20 protein-coding genes are annotated in these 16,212 nt (G+C 68.7%); 7 read left to right on the top strand and 13 right to left on the bottom strand.

Annotation, left to right across the window (positions count from 1 at the left end):
* The 5 genes from ELY12_RS03125 to ELY12_RS03105 form a co-directional block, all read right to left on the bottom strand.
* Positions 1 to 1,416, bottom strand: a 1,416-nt coding sequence (locus tag ELY12_RS03125; RefSeq protein WP_164549386.1) for an AAA family ATPase, incomplete at its 3' end; no start/stop codon positions are given.
* Between the two features lie 13 nt (positions 1,417 to 1,429).
* Positions 1,430 to 2,155 carry a thioredoxin domain-containing protein gene (locus ELY12_RS03120; protein ID WP_126175232.1) on the bottom strand — a complete coding sequence of 242 codons (726 nt, stop codon included), beginning with the start codon at positions 2,153 to 2,155 and terminating at the stop codon, positions 1,430 to 1,432.
* A 3-nt stretch (positions 2,156 to 2,158) separates the two neighbouring features.
* Positions 2,159 to 2,905 (bottom strand): thioredoxin domain-containing protein, encoded by a 747-nt coding sequence (locus tag ELY12_RS03115; RefSeq protein WP_126175231.1) that lies wholly within the window; start codon positions 2,903 to 2,905, stop codon positions 2,159 to 2,161.
* Between the two features lie 79 nt (positions 2,906 to 2,984).
* Positions 2,985 to 3,656 (bottom strand): thioredoxin domain-containing protein, encoded by a 672-nt coding sequence (locus ELY12_RS03110; RefSeq protein WP_126175230.1) that lies wholly within the window; start codon positions 3,654 to 3,656, stop codon positions 2,985 to 2,987.
* Positions 3,653 to 4,183 (bottom strand): DUF721 domain-containing protein, encoded by a 531-nt coding sequence (locus ELY12_RS03105; protein ID WP_126175229.1) that lies wholly within the window; start codon positions 4,181 to 4,183, stop codon positions 3,653 to 3,655. Before ELY12_RS03105 ends, ELY12_RS03110 begins: the two co-directional genes overlap by 4 nt.
* A gap of 29 nt (positions 4,184 to 4,212) precedes the next feature.
* On the opposite strand from ELY12_RS03105, the gene mutY reads away from it, so the two are divergent.
* On the top strand, positions 4,213 to 5,235 hold the full coding sequence (gene mutY / locus ELY12_RS03100; protein WP_126175228.1) for an A/G-specific adenine glycosylase: 1,023 nt from the start codon (positions 4,213 to 4,215) through the stop codon (positions 5,233 to 5,235).
* Here mutY and ELY12_RS03095 read toward each other — a convergent pair.
* Entirely contained in the window at positions 5,232 to 5,453 is a 222-nt protein-coding gene (locus ELY12_RS03095) for a hypothetical protein (protein WP_126175227.1), read from the bottom strand. The genes mutY and ELY12_RS03095 overlap by 4 nt on opposite strands.
* Positions 5,454 to 5,553: 100 nt before the next feature.
* Between ELY12_RS03095 and ELY12_RS03090 the strand changes: the two genes are divergently transcribed.
* The 3 genes from ELY12_RS03090 to ELY12_RS03080 are packed head-to-tail and all read left to right on the top strand — an operon-like array spanning position 5,554 to position 8,434.
* Positions 5,554 to 6,894, top strand: coding sequence for a serine hydrolase domain-containing protein (locus ELY12_RS03090; protein WP_126175226.1), 1,341 nt, complete (start codon positions 5,554 to 5,556; stop codon positions 6,892 to 6,894).
* A complete protein-coding gene (nudC, locus tag ELY12_RS03085) occupies positions 6,891 to 7,763 on the top strand; it encodes an NAD(+) diphosphatase (RefSeq protein ID WP_126175225.1) in 873 nt (290 codons plus the stop codon). The genes ELY12_RS03090 and nudC overlap by 4 nt, the downstream gene beginning before the upstream one ends.
* Positions 7,760 to 8,434, top strand: coding sequence for a DsbA family oxidoreductase (locus ELY12_RS03080; RefSeq protein ID WP_126175224.1), 675 nt, complete (start codon positions 7,760 to 7,762; stop codon positions 8,432 to 8,434). The genes nudC and ELY12_RS03080 overlap by 4 nt, the downstream gene beginning before the upstream one ends.
* Here ELY12_RS03080 and ELY12_RS03075 read toward each other — a convergent pair.
* The 4 genes from ELY12_RS03075 to mgtE are packed head-to-tail and all read right to left on the bottom strand — an operon-like array spanning position 8,431 to position 11,420.
* Complete coding sequence (locus tag ELY12_RS03075; RefSeq protein WP_126175223.1) at positions 8,431 to 8,691, bottom strand: hypothetical protein; 261 nt, start codon at positions 8,689 to 8,691, stop codon at positions 8,431 to 8,433. The two genes, ELY12_RS03080 and ELY12_RS03075, sit on opposite strands and share 4 nt — an antisense overlap.
* 47 nt (positions 8,692 to 8,738) lie before the next feature.
* On the bottom strand, positions 8,739 to 9,527 hold the full coding sequence (locus tag ELY12_RS03070) for a sulfite exporter TauE/SafE family protein (protein WP_126175222.1): 789 nt from the start codon (positions 9,525 to 9,527) through the stop codon (positions 8,739 to 8,741).
* 53 nt (positions 9,528 to 9,580) lie between these two features.
* Positions 9,581 to 9,973, bottom strand: coding sequence for a DUF1489 family protein (locus tag ELY12_RS03065; protein WP_126175221.1), 393 nt, complete (start codon positions 9,971 to 9,973; stop codon positions 9,581 to 9,583).
* Between the two features lie 4 nt (positions 9,974 to 9,977).
* Positions 9,978 to 11,420 (bottom strand): magnesium transporter, encoded by a 1,443-nt coding sequence (gene mgtE / locus ELY12_RS03060; protein WP_126175220.1) that lies wholly within the window; start codon positions 11,418 to 11,420, stop codon positions 9,978 to 9,980.
* A 93-nt stretch (positions 11,421 to 11,513) separates the two neighbouring features.
* Here mgtE and ELY12_RS03055 point away from each other — a divergent pair, with 93 nt between their 5' ends.
* The 3 genes from ELY12_RS03055 to ELY12_RS03045 all read left to right on the top strand — a co-directional run bounded on the left by ELY12_RS03055 (position 11,514) and on the right by ELY12_RS03045 (position 13,839).
* Positions 11,514 to 11,978, top strand: a complete 465-nt coding sequence (locus ELY12_RS03055) for a peptidylprolyl isomerase (protein ID WP_126175219.1) — start codon at positions 11,514 to 11,516, stop codon at positions 11,976 to 11,978.
* Positions 11,979 to 12,055: 77 nt separating this feature from the next.
* Positions 12,056 to 12,919 (top strand): helix-turn-helix domain-containing protein, encoded by an 864-nt coding sequence (locus ELY12_RS03050; RefSeq protein WP_164549385.1) that lies wholly within the window; start codon positions 12,056 to 12,058, stop codon positions 12,917 to 12,919.
* Positions 12,916 to 13,839 carry an AraC family transcriptional regulator gene (locus ELY12_RS03045; RefSeq protein ID WP_126175217.1) on the top strand — a complete coding sequence of 308 codons (924 nt, stop codon included), beginning with the start codon at positions 12,916 to 12,918 and terminating at the stop codon, positions 13,837 to 13,839. The genes ELY12_RS03050 and ELY12_RS03045 overlap by 4 nt, the downstream gene beginning before the upstream one ends.
* Here the strand turns inward: ELY12_RS03045 and ELY12_RS03040 are convergent.
* The 3 genes from ELY12_RS03040 to ybeY all read right to left on the bottom strand — a co-directional run bounded on the left by ELY12_RS03040 (position 13,836) and on the right by ybeY (position 16,211).
* Complete coding sequence (locus ELY12_RS03040) at positions 13,836 to 14,717, bottom strand: LysR substrate-binding domain-containing protein (protein ID WP_126175216.1); 882 nt, start codon at positions 14,715 to 14,717, stop codon at positions 13,836 to 13,838. The genes ELY12_RS03045 and ELY12_RS03040 overlap by 4 nt on opposite strands.
* Positions 14,718 to 14,788: 71 nt before the next feature.
* Positions 14,789 to 15,706 (bottom strand): hemolysin family protein, encoded by a 918-nt coding sequence (locus ELY12_RS03035; protein ID WP_126175215.1) that lies wholly within the window; start codon positions 15,704 to 15,706, stop codon positions 14,789 to 14,791.
* Positions 15,707 to 15,731: 25 nt separating this feature from the next.
* Entirely contained in the window at positions 15,732 to 16,211 is a 480-nt protein-coding gene (ybeY, locus tag ELY12_RS03030; protein WP_126175214.1) for an rRNA maturation RNase YbeY, read from the bottom strand.
* Between the last annotated feature and the right edge of the window lies 1 nt (position 16,212).

Below are 16,212 nucleotides of genomic sequence, written 5' to 3'. Positions count from 1 at the left end.
GAGCGCGCTCGCGGCCTCGTCGCGCGCGGCCTGCAGGGTCTCCTTGCGCGATCGCTTGGCGTCGAGCGCCTCACGCGCCCGCGCTGTGGCGGCGGCAGTGACTTCGACCTGCTTTCGAGCCGCATCCAAGCCCGATTGGAGATCACCCCCCTGCGACAAGGCCGCACGCGCTTCGTCGAGGCGCCGCGTTTCGCCATCGAGCCGCGCCAACCGAGCGGCGGCCTGGGCGACCTCCGCTTCGGCGACCCGCCACTCCGCCTCGACCCCGGCGTGCTCCGCGGTGGCGCGGGCGAGCGCCAGTTCGGCGGCGCGGCTGGCGCGGTCGGCATCCTCCAGCTTCGCAGCGAGTGCGGGGCGGCGCGCTTCGTCGTTGGCCAGCGCGGCGCTGTTGGCGGCCAGTTCCTTCTCCAGCCGCGCGAGTGCTTCGGCGGCGTCGCGGGTCAGGCGGTCGGCGTCGCCTCGATCCTCCTCCAGCCGGGTGCGCTGGCGGTCAAGGTCGGCGAGGCGCTGCTCAGCGGCTTCGAGCTGGCTGGTGAGAGCCGCCATCCGGTGACCGTGGGCGCTGGCATCGTCGCGCCGGTCGGCGAGCTCCTCGCGCGCTTCGGCGAGGGCATGCGCGGCGGCCGCCTGCGCTTTCTGTGCCTCGGCAGTCGCAGCCTGCGCGGCGGCCACGCGCTCGTCCGCAGTCTTGGCTTCTGCCCGGGCGGCTTCGGCGGCAGCGGCTGCATCGCGCCAGCGTGCGAACAGCAGCCGTGCTTCGGCGATGCGAATCTGGTCGGACAGGGCGGTGTAGCGCTCGGCCTGCTTGGCCTGCCGGCGCAGCGTGGCGATCTGGCTGTCGAGCCCCGCCATCAGGTCTTCGAGCCGCGCCAGGTTGGCCTCGGTCTGCCTGAGCTTGCCCTCGGCGTCGCGGCGGCGGACGTGGAGGCCCGCAATGCCGGCGGCTTCTTCCAGCATCATGCGCCGCTCGGCGGGCTTGGCGGCGATCACTTGGGCGATCTTGCCCTGGCTCACCAGCGCGGGCGAGTGCGCTCCGGTCGCCGCATCGGCGAAAGTCAGCGCCACGTCCTTCGCACGCACGTCGCGGCCGTTGACCCTGTAGGCGCTCCCCGCGCCGCGCTCGATCCGGCGGACGACCTCGAGCGGTTCGCCCTCCTCGGTATCGCCCGCCAGCACGACCTCGGCGAAATCGCGCTGTGGGCGGCTAGCGGTGCCGGCGAAGATGACGTCGTCCATCCCGCCCGAGCGCATGGACTTGGGCGAGTTCTCGCCCATCACCCACCGGATCGCTTCCAAGAGGTTGGACTTGCCGCAGCCGTTGGGGCCGACGACCCCGGTCAGGCCAGGCTCGATGCGCAGCTCGGACGGCTCGACGAAGCTCTTGAACCCGCTGAGCTTGAGCCGCCGGATGCGCATCGGCGCGTTCGTGTTACCTGGCGCCGGCGCGCTGGAGCAGCGGCTCCAGCGACTGCCAGTTCTGGGTGCCGATGTTCTCGCCGTTGAGCAGGAACGTCGGCGTGCCTTCGACCCCCAGCGCCTGGGCTGCCTCGACCATCGTGCCAAGCCGGTCGAGCGCGGCCTGATCCTTCGCGCACGCGTGCGCCCGCGCGGCCGGCACGCCGTAGCGGCCCGCCACCTCGATCAGCCCGGCAATCTCCGCGATGCGGTCGAGGCGGTCGCCTTCCGGCAGCGCCTTGAGCTTGTCTTTCTCGGCCGCCGGCATTGCGGTGACCTTCCCAATCCATGCGGGCTGCGTGGAATAGAGGGTTTCGGCCATCCCGAAGAAGCCCTTTGGCCCCGCGCAGCGCGCGAGCAGGCTGGCGGTGACATCGATGCCGTTGAGTACGTAGTTGCGGTACTCGTAGCTGACTTTGCCGGTCTTCACGTAGTTCCCGATCAACGGCGGCACGCCGTCCCGCGCGAAGTCGGCGCAATGCGAGCAGGTGAGCGAACCGTACTCGACCAGCTTCACCGGCGCAGCGGCCTTGCCCATGCGGAAGCCGCCCTCGGGCGTGGCGGCGACGACCTTGGACCAGTCGGGAGCGATGCTGACCGGCTTCGACGCGGGGTTCGCCGCCGGCCGCGCGTCGGCGACCGCGGTGCTGGCCCCAAGCACGAGGGCCATGACCACGAGGATCGGACGAAGCGCCCGCATCGCCTAGCGCGCGCCGGCGCGCTGGAGCATCGGCTCCAGCGTTTCCCAGGTCTGGGTGCCGACGTTGTTGCCGTTGATGAAGAACGTCGGCGTGCCGGTCACGTTCAGTTCCTGCGACTGCGTGTCCGAATTGGCCGCGATCTGGGTCGCGGTGTCGGTCTTGGCGAGGCACGTCTTCGCCTGGTCGCGCGAAACGCCGCGCTGGGCGAAGAAATCATACAGGCCGGCGGACTGGGCAATCCCGTCGAAGCGCGCGGCGCCCTGCTGCTGCATCGCCGCATCCAGACCCGCCTTGTTGGCGTTGAACGTCTCGAACATCGGCGCGAGGTTGGCCCAGCCCTGCTCGGCGAAGGCATGGAAGGCTTCGGGTCCGGAGCAGCGGGCCATGACCGCGAAGGTCAGGTCGATCGGGTCGTGGATCTGGTTGCGCAGCTCGTAGCTGACCTTGCCGCTGTCGACATACTTTGTCCGGAGCGCGTCGCTGCCTTGCTCCGAGAACTCGGCGCAGTGGCTGCAAGTGTGGCTGGCATATTCGACCAGCTTGATCGGCGCGTTGGGGTTGCCCTGGACCACGCCGCCTTCGGGCGTGAACGAGGCGACGTCCGACCAGCTCTGCCCTGTGGGCGCGGGGACCGCGGCAACCGGCTTGCCTTCGGCGATCTCACCGCCGGTGCCGGCGTCTTTCGAGTTGCACGCCGCCAGGGCGAGGGTGGCGGCAAGGGCGAGCGAGGCGGTGCGAAGCGTGATCATGCGGGTTCCCGTAGGTTGGCTGGCGAGGGTAGACGATGGCGGGGCAGGGGTGAAGCGCGTGGGCGCGCTGTCCACAGGCTTACAGGCGGGCGTCGAGTTGCGGCTGGAGCAGGCCCCAGGTCCAGGTACCGGCGAGCTTCACGCCGTCGAGCATGAAGGTGGGCGTGCTGGTCACATTCCACTTCGCGTCGTCGGCGGCGGATTGATCGGCCAGGCGCTTGGCGAGGGCTTCGTCGGACAGGCACCGGTCGAGCGTCGGGCGGTCGTACCCTCGCGGTGCCATGATGTCGTAGAAGCCCAGGTCGTTGGCGATCGCGCGGCGGCGGGCGGCACCCGACCCGGAATTCCACCGCGCCTTTTGGCCCGCGGTAGCTTTCTCGGCGATCGGCAGCCACTTGGGCTGGCTGAGCATCATCACGGCGTGGTTGCGCGGGAATTTTGCCGCGGGGCCGCAGTTCGTCGCCATCGCGGCGGTGAGATCGACCACGTCGCGCACGACGTGGCGCACGTCGGCCTGGACCTTGCCGCTCGCGACGTAGAGATCGACCGCGTTCGAACCCTGCTTGGCGAACTCGCCGCAGTGCGGGCAGGTGTAACTGACGAACTCGGTCAGCTTGACCTTGGCTTGGGGGTTACCGATGCGGTGGCCGCCGCCGGTGGTGTCGACCGTCGTCAGCCAATTGGTCGCCGGGAGCGCCGCGCTGGCGGTCAGGGCAGCGGCGAGCATCAGCGCCGCGGACACGAACTTCACTTCACTTTCTCCTGTCCCCCGAGCGAACGGGCGAGCGATTCGAGCACCGCGCGCAGCTCCGGGTCGCCGATGTCACGCAAGCTATCGCCCAGCTCGAGCGGGATCGGCTTGAGCGAGGGCGGACCGCCTGCGGCGGCTTCTGCACGCGGCGGATTAACCGCCCCTTGCCGCAGCTTGACCTTGGCGACCGCCTTGTAGCCGAAGAAGCGGTTCACCCGTTCCATGATTTCGGGGATCACGTGCTGGATCAGCGGCGCGTGCGCGGGCAACACGACGAGTTGGAGGATGCCTTCCGACTTCTCGCCCGGCGCGAAGCGGATCGCCTCTGGGGCACAAACCTTGGCGTGATGCTCGCCGACAATCTCGGGCCAGCGGGTGACCACGCTCGACTGGACGAAGCCGAAGCGGCGGAAGGCAGTGCGGCCGACTTGCGGGGTCAGCTCCGCGATCGAGCGCGCGGGGCCACCGCGCGGCCGTTCGTAGCTGCGCGCTGGCGCTTTCGCTTTCGGCTTGGCGTCCCGTTCCATCGTCGCGCGCGCCATGCCATAGGCGCGGCGTGAGCGCCAGCGAGGACACTGTCGGAGCCAGGCTGCTCGCGTGGTACGACCGGCACGCGCGAACTCTGCCGTGGCGCAGCCCGCCGGGCACGCCGCCGCCGGAACCGTATCGGGTGTGGCTGTCGGAGGTCATGCTCCAGCAGACCACCACCGCGGCCGTCGCGCCGTATTTCCTGCGCTTCGTCGAGCGCTGGCCGACGGTCGAGGCGCTGGCCGCAGCCGAGGACGCGGAGGTCATGGCCGCCTGGGCCGGGCTTGGATATTATTCCCGCGCCCGCAACCTGATCGCCGCCGCGCGTGCGGTGGCCGAGCGCGGCGGGTTTCCTGATACCGAGGCGGGCTTGCGCGAGTTGCCGGGGGTGGGCGCCTACATCGCCGCCGCAGTGGCCGCGATCGCGTTTGGCCGGCGGGCGGTGGTGGTCGATGCGAACGTAGAGCGGGTCGTCGCGCGGCTGTTCGCGATTGCGGAGCCGGTGCCGCAAGCGCGGAAGTCTATCCGCGAGCGAACGGACGCGATCACACCCGACACCCGCGCGGGCGATTTCGCGCAGGCGATGATGGACCTCGGCGCGACCGTGTGCACGCCGCGTGCTCCGCGGTGCTTGGTCTGCCCGCTGAGCGACGCCTGCCTTGCCCGGGCGAGCGGCGAGCCGGAGCGCTACCCGGTCAAGCCAACGAAGAAGGCAAAGCCGCTGCGCCGCGGTGTCGCGCTGTGGATCGAGCGTGAAGGGAACGTCTGGCTGGTTCGGCGCGAGGGGAGGGGGATGCTCGGCGGAATGCGCGCGCTGCCCGACGATGGTTGGTCGGCGCGCGCCGACGGGTCAGGCGCGCCCGCCGGCGAATGGCGCCAGGCGGGCATGGTGCGTCACGGCTTCACGCACTTCGATCTGGAGCTCCGCGTGCTCGCGACGACCGCAGCGGAAGAGCCGCTCGGACCTGGCGAGTGGTGGCCGATCGACAGGCTGGACGAGGCCGGCCTGCCGACCGTGTTCGCCAAGGCGGCCGCGCGAGCGCTCGGCTAGATAAACCCGCCGGTCAGCATCAGCCGCAGGATCGCGACCACCAGCACGACGAGGCACAGGTTCCGGCCCGCATTCGAGCGGGACATCGCTCCGAGGCCGGCGCCGACTAGCGCGATCGGCACGACGAACCAGTTGCCCCACCCGAGCAGGGGAAGAAACGACGGGATCGCCAGCAGCAGCGCCACGAGCCCGATGATGATCGAAACGATGTTCAGCATGTGTCTTATATGAGCAGCACACCAGCCGCTTGCAAGGCCGATTGACCACGCTTGCGGCTTGCCGCACATCCTGATTTGCAACCGATCGCGGGAGAAGGTCATGGCATTCAGGGATTTCGAGACGCCACAACTGTCGCGGCGCTCGCTGCTGCAGGCGGGCGCGTGGCTGGGGGCGGGCGCGGCGCTCGGCGGCCTGCCATTCGGGCGCGCCGCGTTCGCCCAGAACGCCACCAACTGGGCCAATATCTCCAAGCTCGCGAACGATTACGTTTCCGCCCGCAAGGTCGCCAACATCGTCGCCGCGCTCGGCTGGAACCAGGCCGACCCCGAGGTCGTGGCCGCCGGCACGCTGGCGCTGGGCCAGCCGGCACCCGCGACGATCGACAGCCTCTATCGCATCTATTCGATGACCAAGCCGATCAGCGGCATGGCGACGATGATCCTGATCGACGAGGGCAAGCTCGGGCTCGACCAGCCCCTCGCCGATGTCATCCCCGCGTTCGCGAAGATGCAGGTGCAGAAGACGTACGACGGGTCGATCACCGATCTCGAGCCCGCCGTGCGACCGATCACTATCCGCCACCTGCTCACCCACACCGCGGGCCTCGGCTACTCGATCATTCAGAAGGGTCCGATCAAGACCGCCTACGAGGATGCGGGGCTGGTCCCGGGCCAGGTCACCAAGCTGCCGCTCGCCGCCGCTTTCGGCCGCGGGGACACCGTGCGCAGCCTGGAGAAATTCGCCGCCGGCCTCGCCACCATGCCGCTGGTCGCGCAACCGGGCACGCGCTGGTCCTATTCGGTCGGGCTCGACCTGATGGGCCGGGTGATCGAAGTCGTCTCTGGCCAGACCTTCGACACATTCCTGAAGCAGCGCATCTTCGAGCCGACGGGCATGACCAGCACGTTCTTCACCGTGCCGCAGAGCGAGCTCGGCCGGTTGACGACAAATTACGGCGTGCTCAACGGGCAGCTTCTGCCGATCGATCCGCCGACGCAGTCGGTCTATGCCGATGCGCCGGCGTTCCCATTCGGCGGCGCCGGGCTGGTGTCTTCGGCGCGCGACTATGACCGCTTCCTGCGCATGCTGCTCGGCTACGGCAAGATCGACGGCACGCGGGTGATGAGCGAGCTCGCGGTGCGGGTCGGCACCTCCAACTTGCTGCCCGAGAGCGTCGATACCAAGGGCACGTTCGCGGACGGCGCCGGTTTTGGCGCGGGCGGCCGGGTCGGACTGGGCGAGACCGCCGGCACGTACGGCTGGGGCGGCGCGGCGGGCACGGTGGGGTTCGTCGACTTCAAGCGCGGCCTGCGCGCGACGATGATGACCCAGTACATGCCGGGCGAAAGCTACCCGCTGACCAACGAGTTCAACCAGGCCGTCCGGGCCGATCTAGTGGCGATGGCCGATCACGGCGAAGTGCACCGGACCGCTTCATGATTGCTTTTGCCGGGTCGCCGCTCGACCGCGCCGACCATATCCGTAGCGATCCCGACGCTCTCGCGGGGCTGATGAATTGGAAGGCGCGGCTGTTGCGCCTGGATGGCCTGCTGCCGTCCTATGACGCCGCGACCGGCGAAATCGGCTGGGGCACGCTGGCGGAGGTGGCGGAGGACGGCGAGCTGGTGTTCCTCGGCCTGCTCGACGGCAAGGCGTGCTTCGCCGCGGTGCCGGGGGAGGGGGCCGACGGCCCAGCCTACGCGCAGCCGCAGGTGTGGCAGGCGATGCAGGTGCTCTCGCCGAGCGACCTCGCATTATACGGCGGGGCGCGCAGCCTGGTCGATTGGCACGCGCGGCATCGCTTTTGCGCGCGGTGCGGATCGGGCACCAGGCTCGCCAAGGGCGGCTGGCAGCGCGATTGCATCCAGTGCGGCGCGCAGCATTTCCCGCGTACCGATCCGGTCACCATCATGCTGGTCGAGCACGGCGACCGCCTGCTGCTCGGCCGCCAGCCGCGCTTTCCGCCGCGCATTTTCTCCGCGCTCGCCGGCTTCGTCGAGCCGGGCGAGACGATCGAGGAAGCGGTCGCGCGCGAAGTGTTCGAGGAGGCCGGAGTGCGCGTGCGCGACGTGCAGTACATCGCCAGCCAGCCGTGGCCCTTTCCCAGCCAGTTGATGATCGGTTGTCACTCGGTTGCGGAGGATGACGCGATCACCATCGACACCACCGAACTCGAAGAAGCGCGCTGGTTCACCCGGGCCGAGCTGGAGGCTGCTCGCGCGGCGGGGGCGGAGGGGAACGGGGACCTGATCTTCCCGCGCTCTTATGCTATCGCGTCGCACCTCGTGAACTGGTGGCTCGACCGATGACCGCACCGCTGACGATCGACATTTGGTCCGATGTCATGTGCCCCTGGTGCGTGATCGGTTATCAGAACCTCACCGCTGCGCTGAGCGAACTCGGCGGTGAGGTCGAAGCACAGATCCGCTGGCTGCCGTTCGAGCTCAACCCCGACATGCCGCCCGAAGGCGAGGAAAGCGTCGCGCACATCGCGCGCAAATATGGCCGCACGCTTGAACAGGCGGAGGCAGGCCGCACGATGATGAGCGAACGCGCGCGGGCGGTTGGCTTTCCGTTCGACTACACCGGCGAGGGCGCGCCGCCGCCGTCGATGCTGTGGAACACCTTCGATGCACACAAGCTGCTGCGCTGGGCGCTCGCGACCGAGGGGGCAGAGGCGCAGACGCGGCTCAAGCTGGCGCTGTTTGCGGCGCACTTCCAGCAGCGCCGCCGGATCAGCGAGAGATCCGTCTTGCTGGATATCGTGGTGGAAGCCGGCTTGGATCGTGCGGCGGCGGAGACGGCGCTCGACGATCCCGCATTGGGCGAAGCGATCCGCGCCGAGGAACGCCAGGCGTGGGAGCACAATATCTCGGGCGTCCCCGCGATGGTGTTCGACGGCCAGTTCCTCGTGCCAGGCGCGCAGGAGCCGGAGACTTACGCCAATGTGATCCGCAAGGTGGTCGCGCGGCGCGCCTAGCTGTCGCCGCCGGTGGTCGGCATCGCGGCAATCGTCTTGTCGCCCTTCAGCTCGTCGCGCGCCGGGTCGTCGGAACCCTTGACCCGGTCGACTTCGTCGCCCTCCAGGTGATCCTCGGCGGTGCGCTGTTCGGCGCGGGTGCCGACATCGCGCGCAAGATCGCCGCCCGAGCGGTCGTTCTGCTGGGTCGAGCCCCCGGCGTTCTCTTGCATCGAGTCGATCAGGTCGTTGTCGGCGTGGGGGTCGCGTTCGGGCATCGTCTGTCTCCTTGAAAGACCAACGGACCGTGCGCGCTAAGCGTTCCTCACTGCATCAGGAGGCGAACGCCCGAGACCATTAAGATCGCCGCCAGCGCGTACTGCACTAACCGCTCGGGCGAGCGTGACGACAGCAGGCTGCCGATGATCACGCCCGGGATCGACCCCGCCAGCAGGTTGACCAGCAGCCCAAGGTCCACGTTGCCGATGAACCAGTGCCCCGCACCCGCCAGCAACGCCAGCGGCACCGCGTGAGCGATATCGGTCCCGACGATCCGCGCCACCGGCACCCGGCGGTAGATCAGCAGCAGGAGGGTCGCGCCGATCGCGCCGGCGCCGACCGAGGTGATGGTCACCAGCACTCCGAGGACGGCGCCGAGTGCCACCGTCGGCCAGAAGGTCTGCTCCGAATGGACGATCGTATGCGTTGCGCCGTAGGCGAGCAGGCGCCGCTGAAACAGCAGGCTCACCGAGGTGAGCACCAACAACACGCCCAGCGCGATCAGGATCGCATGCTCGGTCTTGTTGCCGATGTGCAGGACGGTGTTGAGCGCGATAAGGGTCAGGATCGCTGCCGGCATGCTGCCGGTCGCGAGGCGGCGCACGATCATCCAGTCGACCGTCTGGTGCCCGTGGTGGACCCCGGTGCCTACGATCTTGGTGATGGCCGCGAACAGCAGGTCGGTACCGACCGCGGTCTGCACCTTGGTATGGAAGATCAGCACCAGCAGCGGGGTCATCAGCGACCCGCCGCCGACCCCGGTCAGCCCGACCGCGACCCCTACGAGCAGCCCCGCCAGCGCGTGCGGCAGGTCGAAGGAGGCGAACAGGTCCATCGCCGCGATTGTGGCGTCCGCGTCGGCGGCTCGCAACCGTGGTTATGCCACGCTCAGATAAGGCCCAGCTTGGTCAGCCGGCCGTGCAACCGCCCGGGAATCGCGTCGCCCGCCTGCTCCCCCTCGGCGAGGTCGCGTGGCGCGTTCTTGTCTTCGAGGTAGCGCCAGCCCTGGTGTGCGCGCTTGTGGCGCGGCTCGACCGGAATCAGCTTTCCTTCCAGTCGAATGGTCCAGTGCCCGTCGGGCCGCTGCTCGAAGCCCAGGATTTCGCACCGGGCGATGATCGTGTGGTCCATGATCCAGTAGAGCGAGCCGCCGATCATCTCCGCATGCCGCTTGGGCAGATAGCGGGTGCGCATCAGCGCCTCGGGGCCGGCCTCGACCCACTGCCGCAGCACCTCGAATGTCTTCGAGGTGTAGGCGATCTTGGTCATGTGCAGCGGCATCGCGCTATCCGACCAGCCCGCTCCAAACCGCCAGGCCGAGGAACGCGAGGAAGCCCATCGAGTCGGTGATCATCGTCACGAAAACGCTGCTTGCCACCGCCGGGTCCTGCTCCAGGCGGTCGAAGCCGACGGGCACGAGCACGCCGGCCAACCCCGCGATAAGGATGTTGATCATCACCGCCGCCGCGATGACCGCGCCGAGCGAGGGGGTAAAGATCAGCCCGGTCGCAAGGCCGAGGAGGATCGCGATAGTCGACCCGTTCATCAGCGCAACGCGGACCTCGCGCCAGAGTATGCGCCGCGTGTTCGCCTCGGTAAGCTGATTGGTGGCGATCGCGCGCACGGTGACCGCCATCGTCTGGGTGCCCGCGTTACCGCCAATGCTGGCGACGATCGGCATCAGCACCGCGAGCGCCACGAGTTGCTCGATCGCTGCGCCGAACAATGAGATGATCGTGCTCGCGACCACCGCCGTGCCGAGATTGGAAATGAGCCAGCGCACGCGCGAGAAATACGCCTCGCGGATCGGCTCGTTGATGTCGCCGTCGCCCGCGCCGGACAGCAGCAGCACGTCCTCGCCCGCCTCCTCGGAGATGATGTGGACCACGTCGTCGACCGTCATCTGGCCGACCAGGCGCCCGTTCTCGTCCACCACCGCGGCCGAGATCAGGGCGTATTTCTGGAACATGTTGCCGACCTCTTCCTGATCCATCGTGACCGGGATGAGGGTCTGGTCGCGCTTCATCACGTCGCCCAGCGCGACGTTGCGCGGGGTGCGCAGGACCCAGCTCAGGAGGCAGGTGCCGACCGGCTTATGCGCCGGATCGACCACGAACACTTCCCAGAACTCGGTGGGAAGCTGGCCCGCATTCGCGTCGCGCAGGTAGTCGATGAGGTCGCCGACGGTGAGATGCTCGGGCACCGCGACGAACTCGCGGCTCATCAGGCGGCCGGCGGTTTCTTCCGGATAGGCCAGCGCGCTCTCGATCGCGGCGCGGTCTTCCGGCTCCATCTCGGCGAGCACCGCGGCCTGGTCGGCCGGCTCCATGTCCTCGATCAGCTGGACCGCATCGTCAGTGTCGAGCTGCTCGGCGATCTCGGCGACCGCTTCGGGCCCGAGCGCGTCGATCATGTCCTCGCGGACGTGATCGTTGAGCTCGGCGATCACGTCGCCGCTCAGGAGATCGGTGATCGCCGCGGCGAGCAGGAGCCGGTCGTCGGCGGGGATCAGCTCGATGAGGTCGGCGACGTCGGCCGGGTGGAGCGGCTCGACGAGGTCGTAGACGCGGCCCTTGTCGCCTACTTCCAGCGCCTCGGTGACGCTGCGCACGTAGGCGGGCTTGAGGCGGTTTTCCTCGTCGTGGCGTTCGTCGTCGGTGCGGTCGTCGGGGCGGCCGGTGTCCTCGACCGGGCGCAGTTCCTCAGCCGTGATCTGCTCGTCCGCCATCCTCCGCCGCTCTAGGCGGGAGGGCACGAAACGCAAGGTGACAACGCGTCCGTGGCGGGTATAGCGGCGCCACGTTTAGACAGGAGATACCCGATGGCCGCCGAAACGCTCACCTTCACCCTCGACACCGGCAACGGGGAGGGCGGCGACGTCGTCATTCGCCTGCGGCCCGATCTCGCGCCCGGCCACGTCGAGCGGATCACCGAGCTCGCCAACGAAGGGTTCTACGACGGCGTGGTGTTCCACCGCGTGATCCCGGGCTTCATGGCCCAGGGCGGCGACCCCACCGGCACCGGCATGAGCGGGTCGAGCAAGCCCGACCTCAAACAGGAATTCAACGCCGAGCCGCACGTGCGCGGCACCTGCTCGATGGCGCGGACCAACGATCCCAACAGCGCCAACAGCCAGTTCTTCATCTGCTTCGACGATGCGCGCTTCCTCGACCGGCAGTACACCGTCTGGGGCAACGTGGAGAGCGGCATGGAGCACGTCGATGCGCTGCCCAAGGGCGAGCCGCCGCGCAATCCGGGCAAGATCGTCAAAGCCACCGTCGGCTAGATCGCTACGGGTCGCGCATGACATCAACGGGGGCACCGTCCAATTCCGCAGCGTTGGCGCTGCCGCCGGACCCGCGCATGCGATACTGGCGGCCGGCGCCGGCGCTCGCCCCGTTGGTGAGCGGCTACCACCTCTACGCGATCGATCCCGGGCCGGGGGCACGCCAGCGCGACGTGTTCCAGCCCGCCTGGCCGAGCTTGCGCTTCACCTTCGGCGCCGGGAACTGGTGCGTCCGCCAGCTTGGCGACCCGTGGCAACCGGTCGGGGCCACTTCGGTGTTCGGGCCGAGCTGCCGGGTGACGTGGTCGGAGTCGGGGCCGGGCATCACCATCGGTATCGGCTTGCGCCCCCGGGGATGGGCACACTGGGCGCGCCCAATGGCGTCCGAATGGGCCGACCGGGTGGGCGATCCTGGGGGCGTGTTCACCTTCGACGTCGAAGCGCTGCGGCAGGAGGTCGCGCGCATCGACGACGATGCCGCGATCCCCGCGCTATTCGACCGCTTCCTGCAGACGCATCCGGTGCCGGTTGACGATAGCGAGGCGGTCATCAGCAAGGTCGAGGCCGCGCTGCTCGATCCCGAGGCGCACACGGTCGCCGAGCTGGCCCGCCGCATCGGCATCTCGGCGCGCTCGCTCGAGAGGCTGAGCCTGCGCGCGTTCGGCTTCACTCCGAAGCGGTTGATGCGGCGCGCACGATTCCTCCGCTCGCTCCACGCGGTGGCCGAGGCGCCGGTGGCGGCGCGCGCCACCGCGATCGATCCGCACTACACAGACTACTCGCACTTCGTGCGCGATGCGCAGCACTTCCTCGGCATGAGCCCGCAGGCTTTCCTCAAGCTCGATACGCCGCTGCTCAAGCAATCGCTGGCGTTGCGGCGGCAAGTGTTGGGGGCGCCGGCCCAGGCGCTGGCCACTTCGCCGGACACGTCCGGCAAATGACCGCAACCTCACCTGTCGACTGGCCCTGCGGACTGCCGCGCGACGAGCGGCTGGTGATGTGGACGGTTCCAGAGGACCTCCAGCCTTATGTCAGCGGTTACAGCCTCTACGTCGTCGGCGAGACCGGGGGCGAGCCGCATCGCGGCGCCTTCGAGCCGGCCGGCCCCAGCTTGCGGATTTCGATCCAGGGCGGGGCGGGCTGGCGCGTGCGGTTCGCCTCGGGGGACTGGCTGGTCCCGCCGCAAGTGGCGTTGTTCGGTCCCAACAGCGAGATCATCTGGTCCGAGTCCGGACCGGGCTACCTCGTCGGCGTCGGCATCAGGCCGCGCGGCTGGCGCCGACTGTTCCGCGATACCGCGAAGGACTGGGCCGACCGGATCGGCAGCCCGCCATTTGTGCACCCGGACGCGATCGATCGACTCACCGAGCGGTTCAGCGCGCTAGGCTCCGATGAAGACGTTGCCAGCGCCTTCACCGACGTGCTGCGCGAAAGCCTATCCCCGCGCGATGAAGATGAGCAGACGGTCGCGTCAATCGAGGCCGCGCTGGTCGATCCCGCGATCACCACGGTGGCCGAACTGACCGAGCGCACCGCACTCGGCGTGCGCACATTGCAGCGCCTGTCCGACCGCGTGTTCGGCTTCTCACCCAAAGTCCTGCTGCGCCGCGCCCGGTTCCTACGCTCGCTGCACGCGATCCGCGCAGCGCCGCCCCGTGCGTGGGGGACCGCGATCGATCCGAGCTACACCGACTACTCGCACTTCATCCGCGACGCGCAGTACTTCCTCGGGATGTCGCCGCAGGCGTTCCTCGAGCACGACATGCCGCTGCTGCGGCGCTCGCTCCTCCTGAGGGAAACGGTGCTTGGTACTCCGGCGCAGGCGCTCGACCCGCCGCCGGAAGCGGCGGAAGCGCGCTAGAGCCCCGCGCCCACCAGCCAGTCGTGGAACAGGCGCACCGGGCGCTGGTCGAGCGCGCGGGGGCGGCAGACGAACCAGTACGAATAGGGGCTGGGCACGTCGATATCGAACAGGCTGGTGAGCCGCTTGTCCCCGGCGCGCTTGTAATGATCGTCGTGCATGATCGCGATACCGAGGCCCTGCGCGGCGGCTTCGAGGATCAACTGCCCTGAATCGTAGTGGTCGACCGCCGCCGGCTCGAACGCCTTGAGGCCGAGCGCCTCGCGCCAGGCGATGAAGCTGTCGGGCAGTTCGTTGTGCACCAGAAACGTCTGCTTCGAGAGCTTGGCCGGATCGGGCGTGTCGCCAAGCTCCGCCGCCAACTCGCGCGAGGCGATCGCGAACACGCTGTTGTGATCGAGCCGCACCGAGTGAAACGATGGGTCGGGATCAACCATCAGCACGATCGCCGCGTCCAACGTATCGCCCACCCGGTCGAGCAAGTGCGGGCCGGTGTCGATGTCGATGTGCAGGCGCGGGTGGAGCTTGCGCAGCTCGGGCAGGCGCGGGAACAGCCGCTGACCGCCGAACAGAGGCAGCACGCCCAAGTGCAGGCGCATGACGCCAAGATTGTCGGACTGCGCCTCGACCGCGCCCGCTAGCGCCTCGATATGTGGCGCGACCGCGTCGTAGAACGAACGCCCTTCGTCGGTCAGCTGCATCGTCTGGTGCGCGCGGGTGAACAACTTGCGGCCGACGAACTCTTCGAGCGTCAGGATCCGCCGCGACAACGCCGAAGGACTGAGCCCCAGCTCGGCGGCCGCCGCGCGCGCGGAGCCGAGCCGCACAACACGCAGGAAAGCCTCGAGGGCGCGCAGGGGTGGCAGGCGGCGGCTCATGATGGAGGCGACGATGCGGGGGGCGGGGCGGGTTGTCGAGCCGCTTTTCGCGGTTGCGAACAGCTTGCCCGCTATTCCTCGGCTTCGTTCGCCGCTTCGGGCGGGTGCAGGCGCAGGCGCTTGACGTGGGTATCGTCGGCGTCGGTCACTTCCATCCGCCAGCCGCTCGGGTGCGTCACCACCGTGCCGATGGGCGGCATCGATTCGGCGAGGATGAAGGCGAGGCCGCCGAGGGTATCGACCGCTTCCTCCACTTCGGCGAGGCGCGGGTCGATCTTCTCGGCCACATCGTCGAGCTCGGCGCGGGCGTCGGCTTCCCACATCCCGTCGCCGAGCGGGATGATCCACTCCTCCGCCGCGTCGTCGTGCTCGTCCTCGATCTCGCCGACGATCTCCTCGACCAGGTCCTCGATCGTGATGAGGCCGTCGGTGCCCGAGTATTCGTCGAGCACCACCGCGATGTGGACGCGCTGCTGGCGCATATCGGCGAGCACGTCGAGCGCGTTGCGGGCCTGCGGCACGAACAGCGGCTGGCGCATCAGCGCGGTCCAGTCGGCCGGCGGCTGGGCGCCGGTGGCGATGATCGGGAACACATCCTTGATGTGCATCATGCCGATCACTTCATCGAGCGTCTCGCGATAGACCAGCAGGCGCGAATGGCCGTGCTCGGCGAAGGCGGCGACCACCTCATCCCAGCTCGCGGCGGCATTGAGCGCGACGATCTCGCCGCGCGGAATCGCGACGTCGTCGGCATCGTGCTCACTGAAGTGGAGCAGGTTCTTGACCATCTGCAGCTCGACCGAAGACAGGTCGCCGTTGGCCGGCGCCGCGTCGTCTTCCTCGCTGCGGGAGGCGGAGTGTTCATCGATCGCGTCTTCGAGCTGCTCGCGCAGCGAACGCTCGCCGTCGGTATCGAAGAAGCGGCGGATTGCGAGCCAGAGGCTGCGGTTACTGTCCGCCTCTCCGGTTTGAGTGTCACTGTCGGGCATGGCCCTGCTTGAATTCCCTGTTGGTTCAGTGCGCGTATGGGTCGGCGATGCCCATCAGCGCAAGCGCCTTGACCTCCAGCGCCTCCATCGTCTCCGCTTCGCCATCGGCCTGGTGGTCGTGACCGGCAAGGTGGAGCAGGCCATGGACGAGCAGGTGCGCGGCGTGGTTTTCGAGACCGATGCGCTTGTCCTCCGCTTCCCGGCAGCACGTTTCATAGGCGAGCGCGATGTCGCCCAGCATCTCGGGGCCGCCGTCCTTGCTCATCGCCAGCAGCTCGGGTCGGGTGATCATCGGAAACGACAGCACGTTGGTGGCAGCGTCCTTCATCCGCCACTCGCGGTTGAGCGCCTGCACTTCCTCGTCGACCGTGAACAGGACATCGGCGGTGAGCCGCTGGTTGTCGAGCTCGGGCGCGATCTGCAGCACGGCTTCGAGCGCCCGCTCGGCCAGATCCGGCCAATCGGTGGTGCTCGGCCAGCCGTCGATCTCGATATCGAGCGCCATC

The organism is Tsuneonella rigui (genome assembly GCF_003958625.1).
GTDB lineage: Bacteria > Pseudomonadota > Alphaproteobacteria > Sphingomonadales > Sphingomonadaceae > Tsuneonella > Tsuneonella rigui.
Note: the sequence above shows the minus strand (reverse complement) of the source record. Positions and strands in the feature narration are given on the sequence as shown.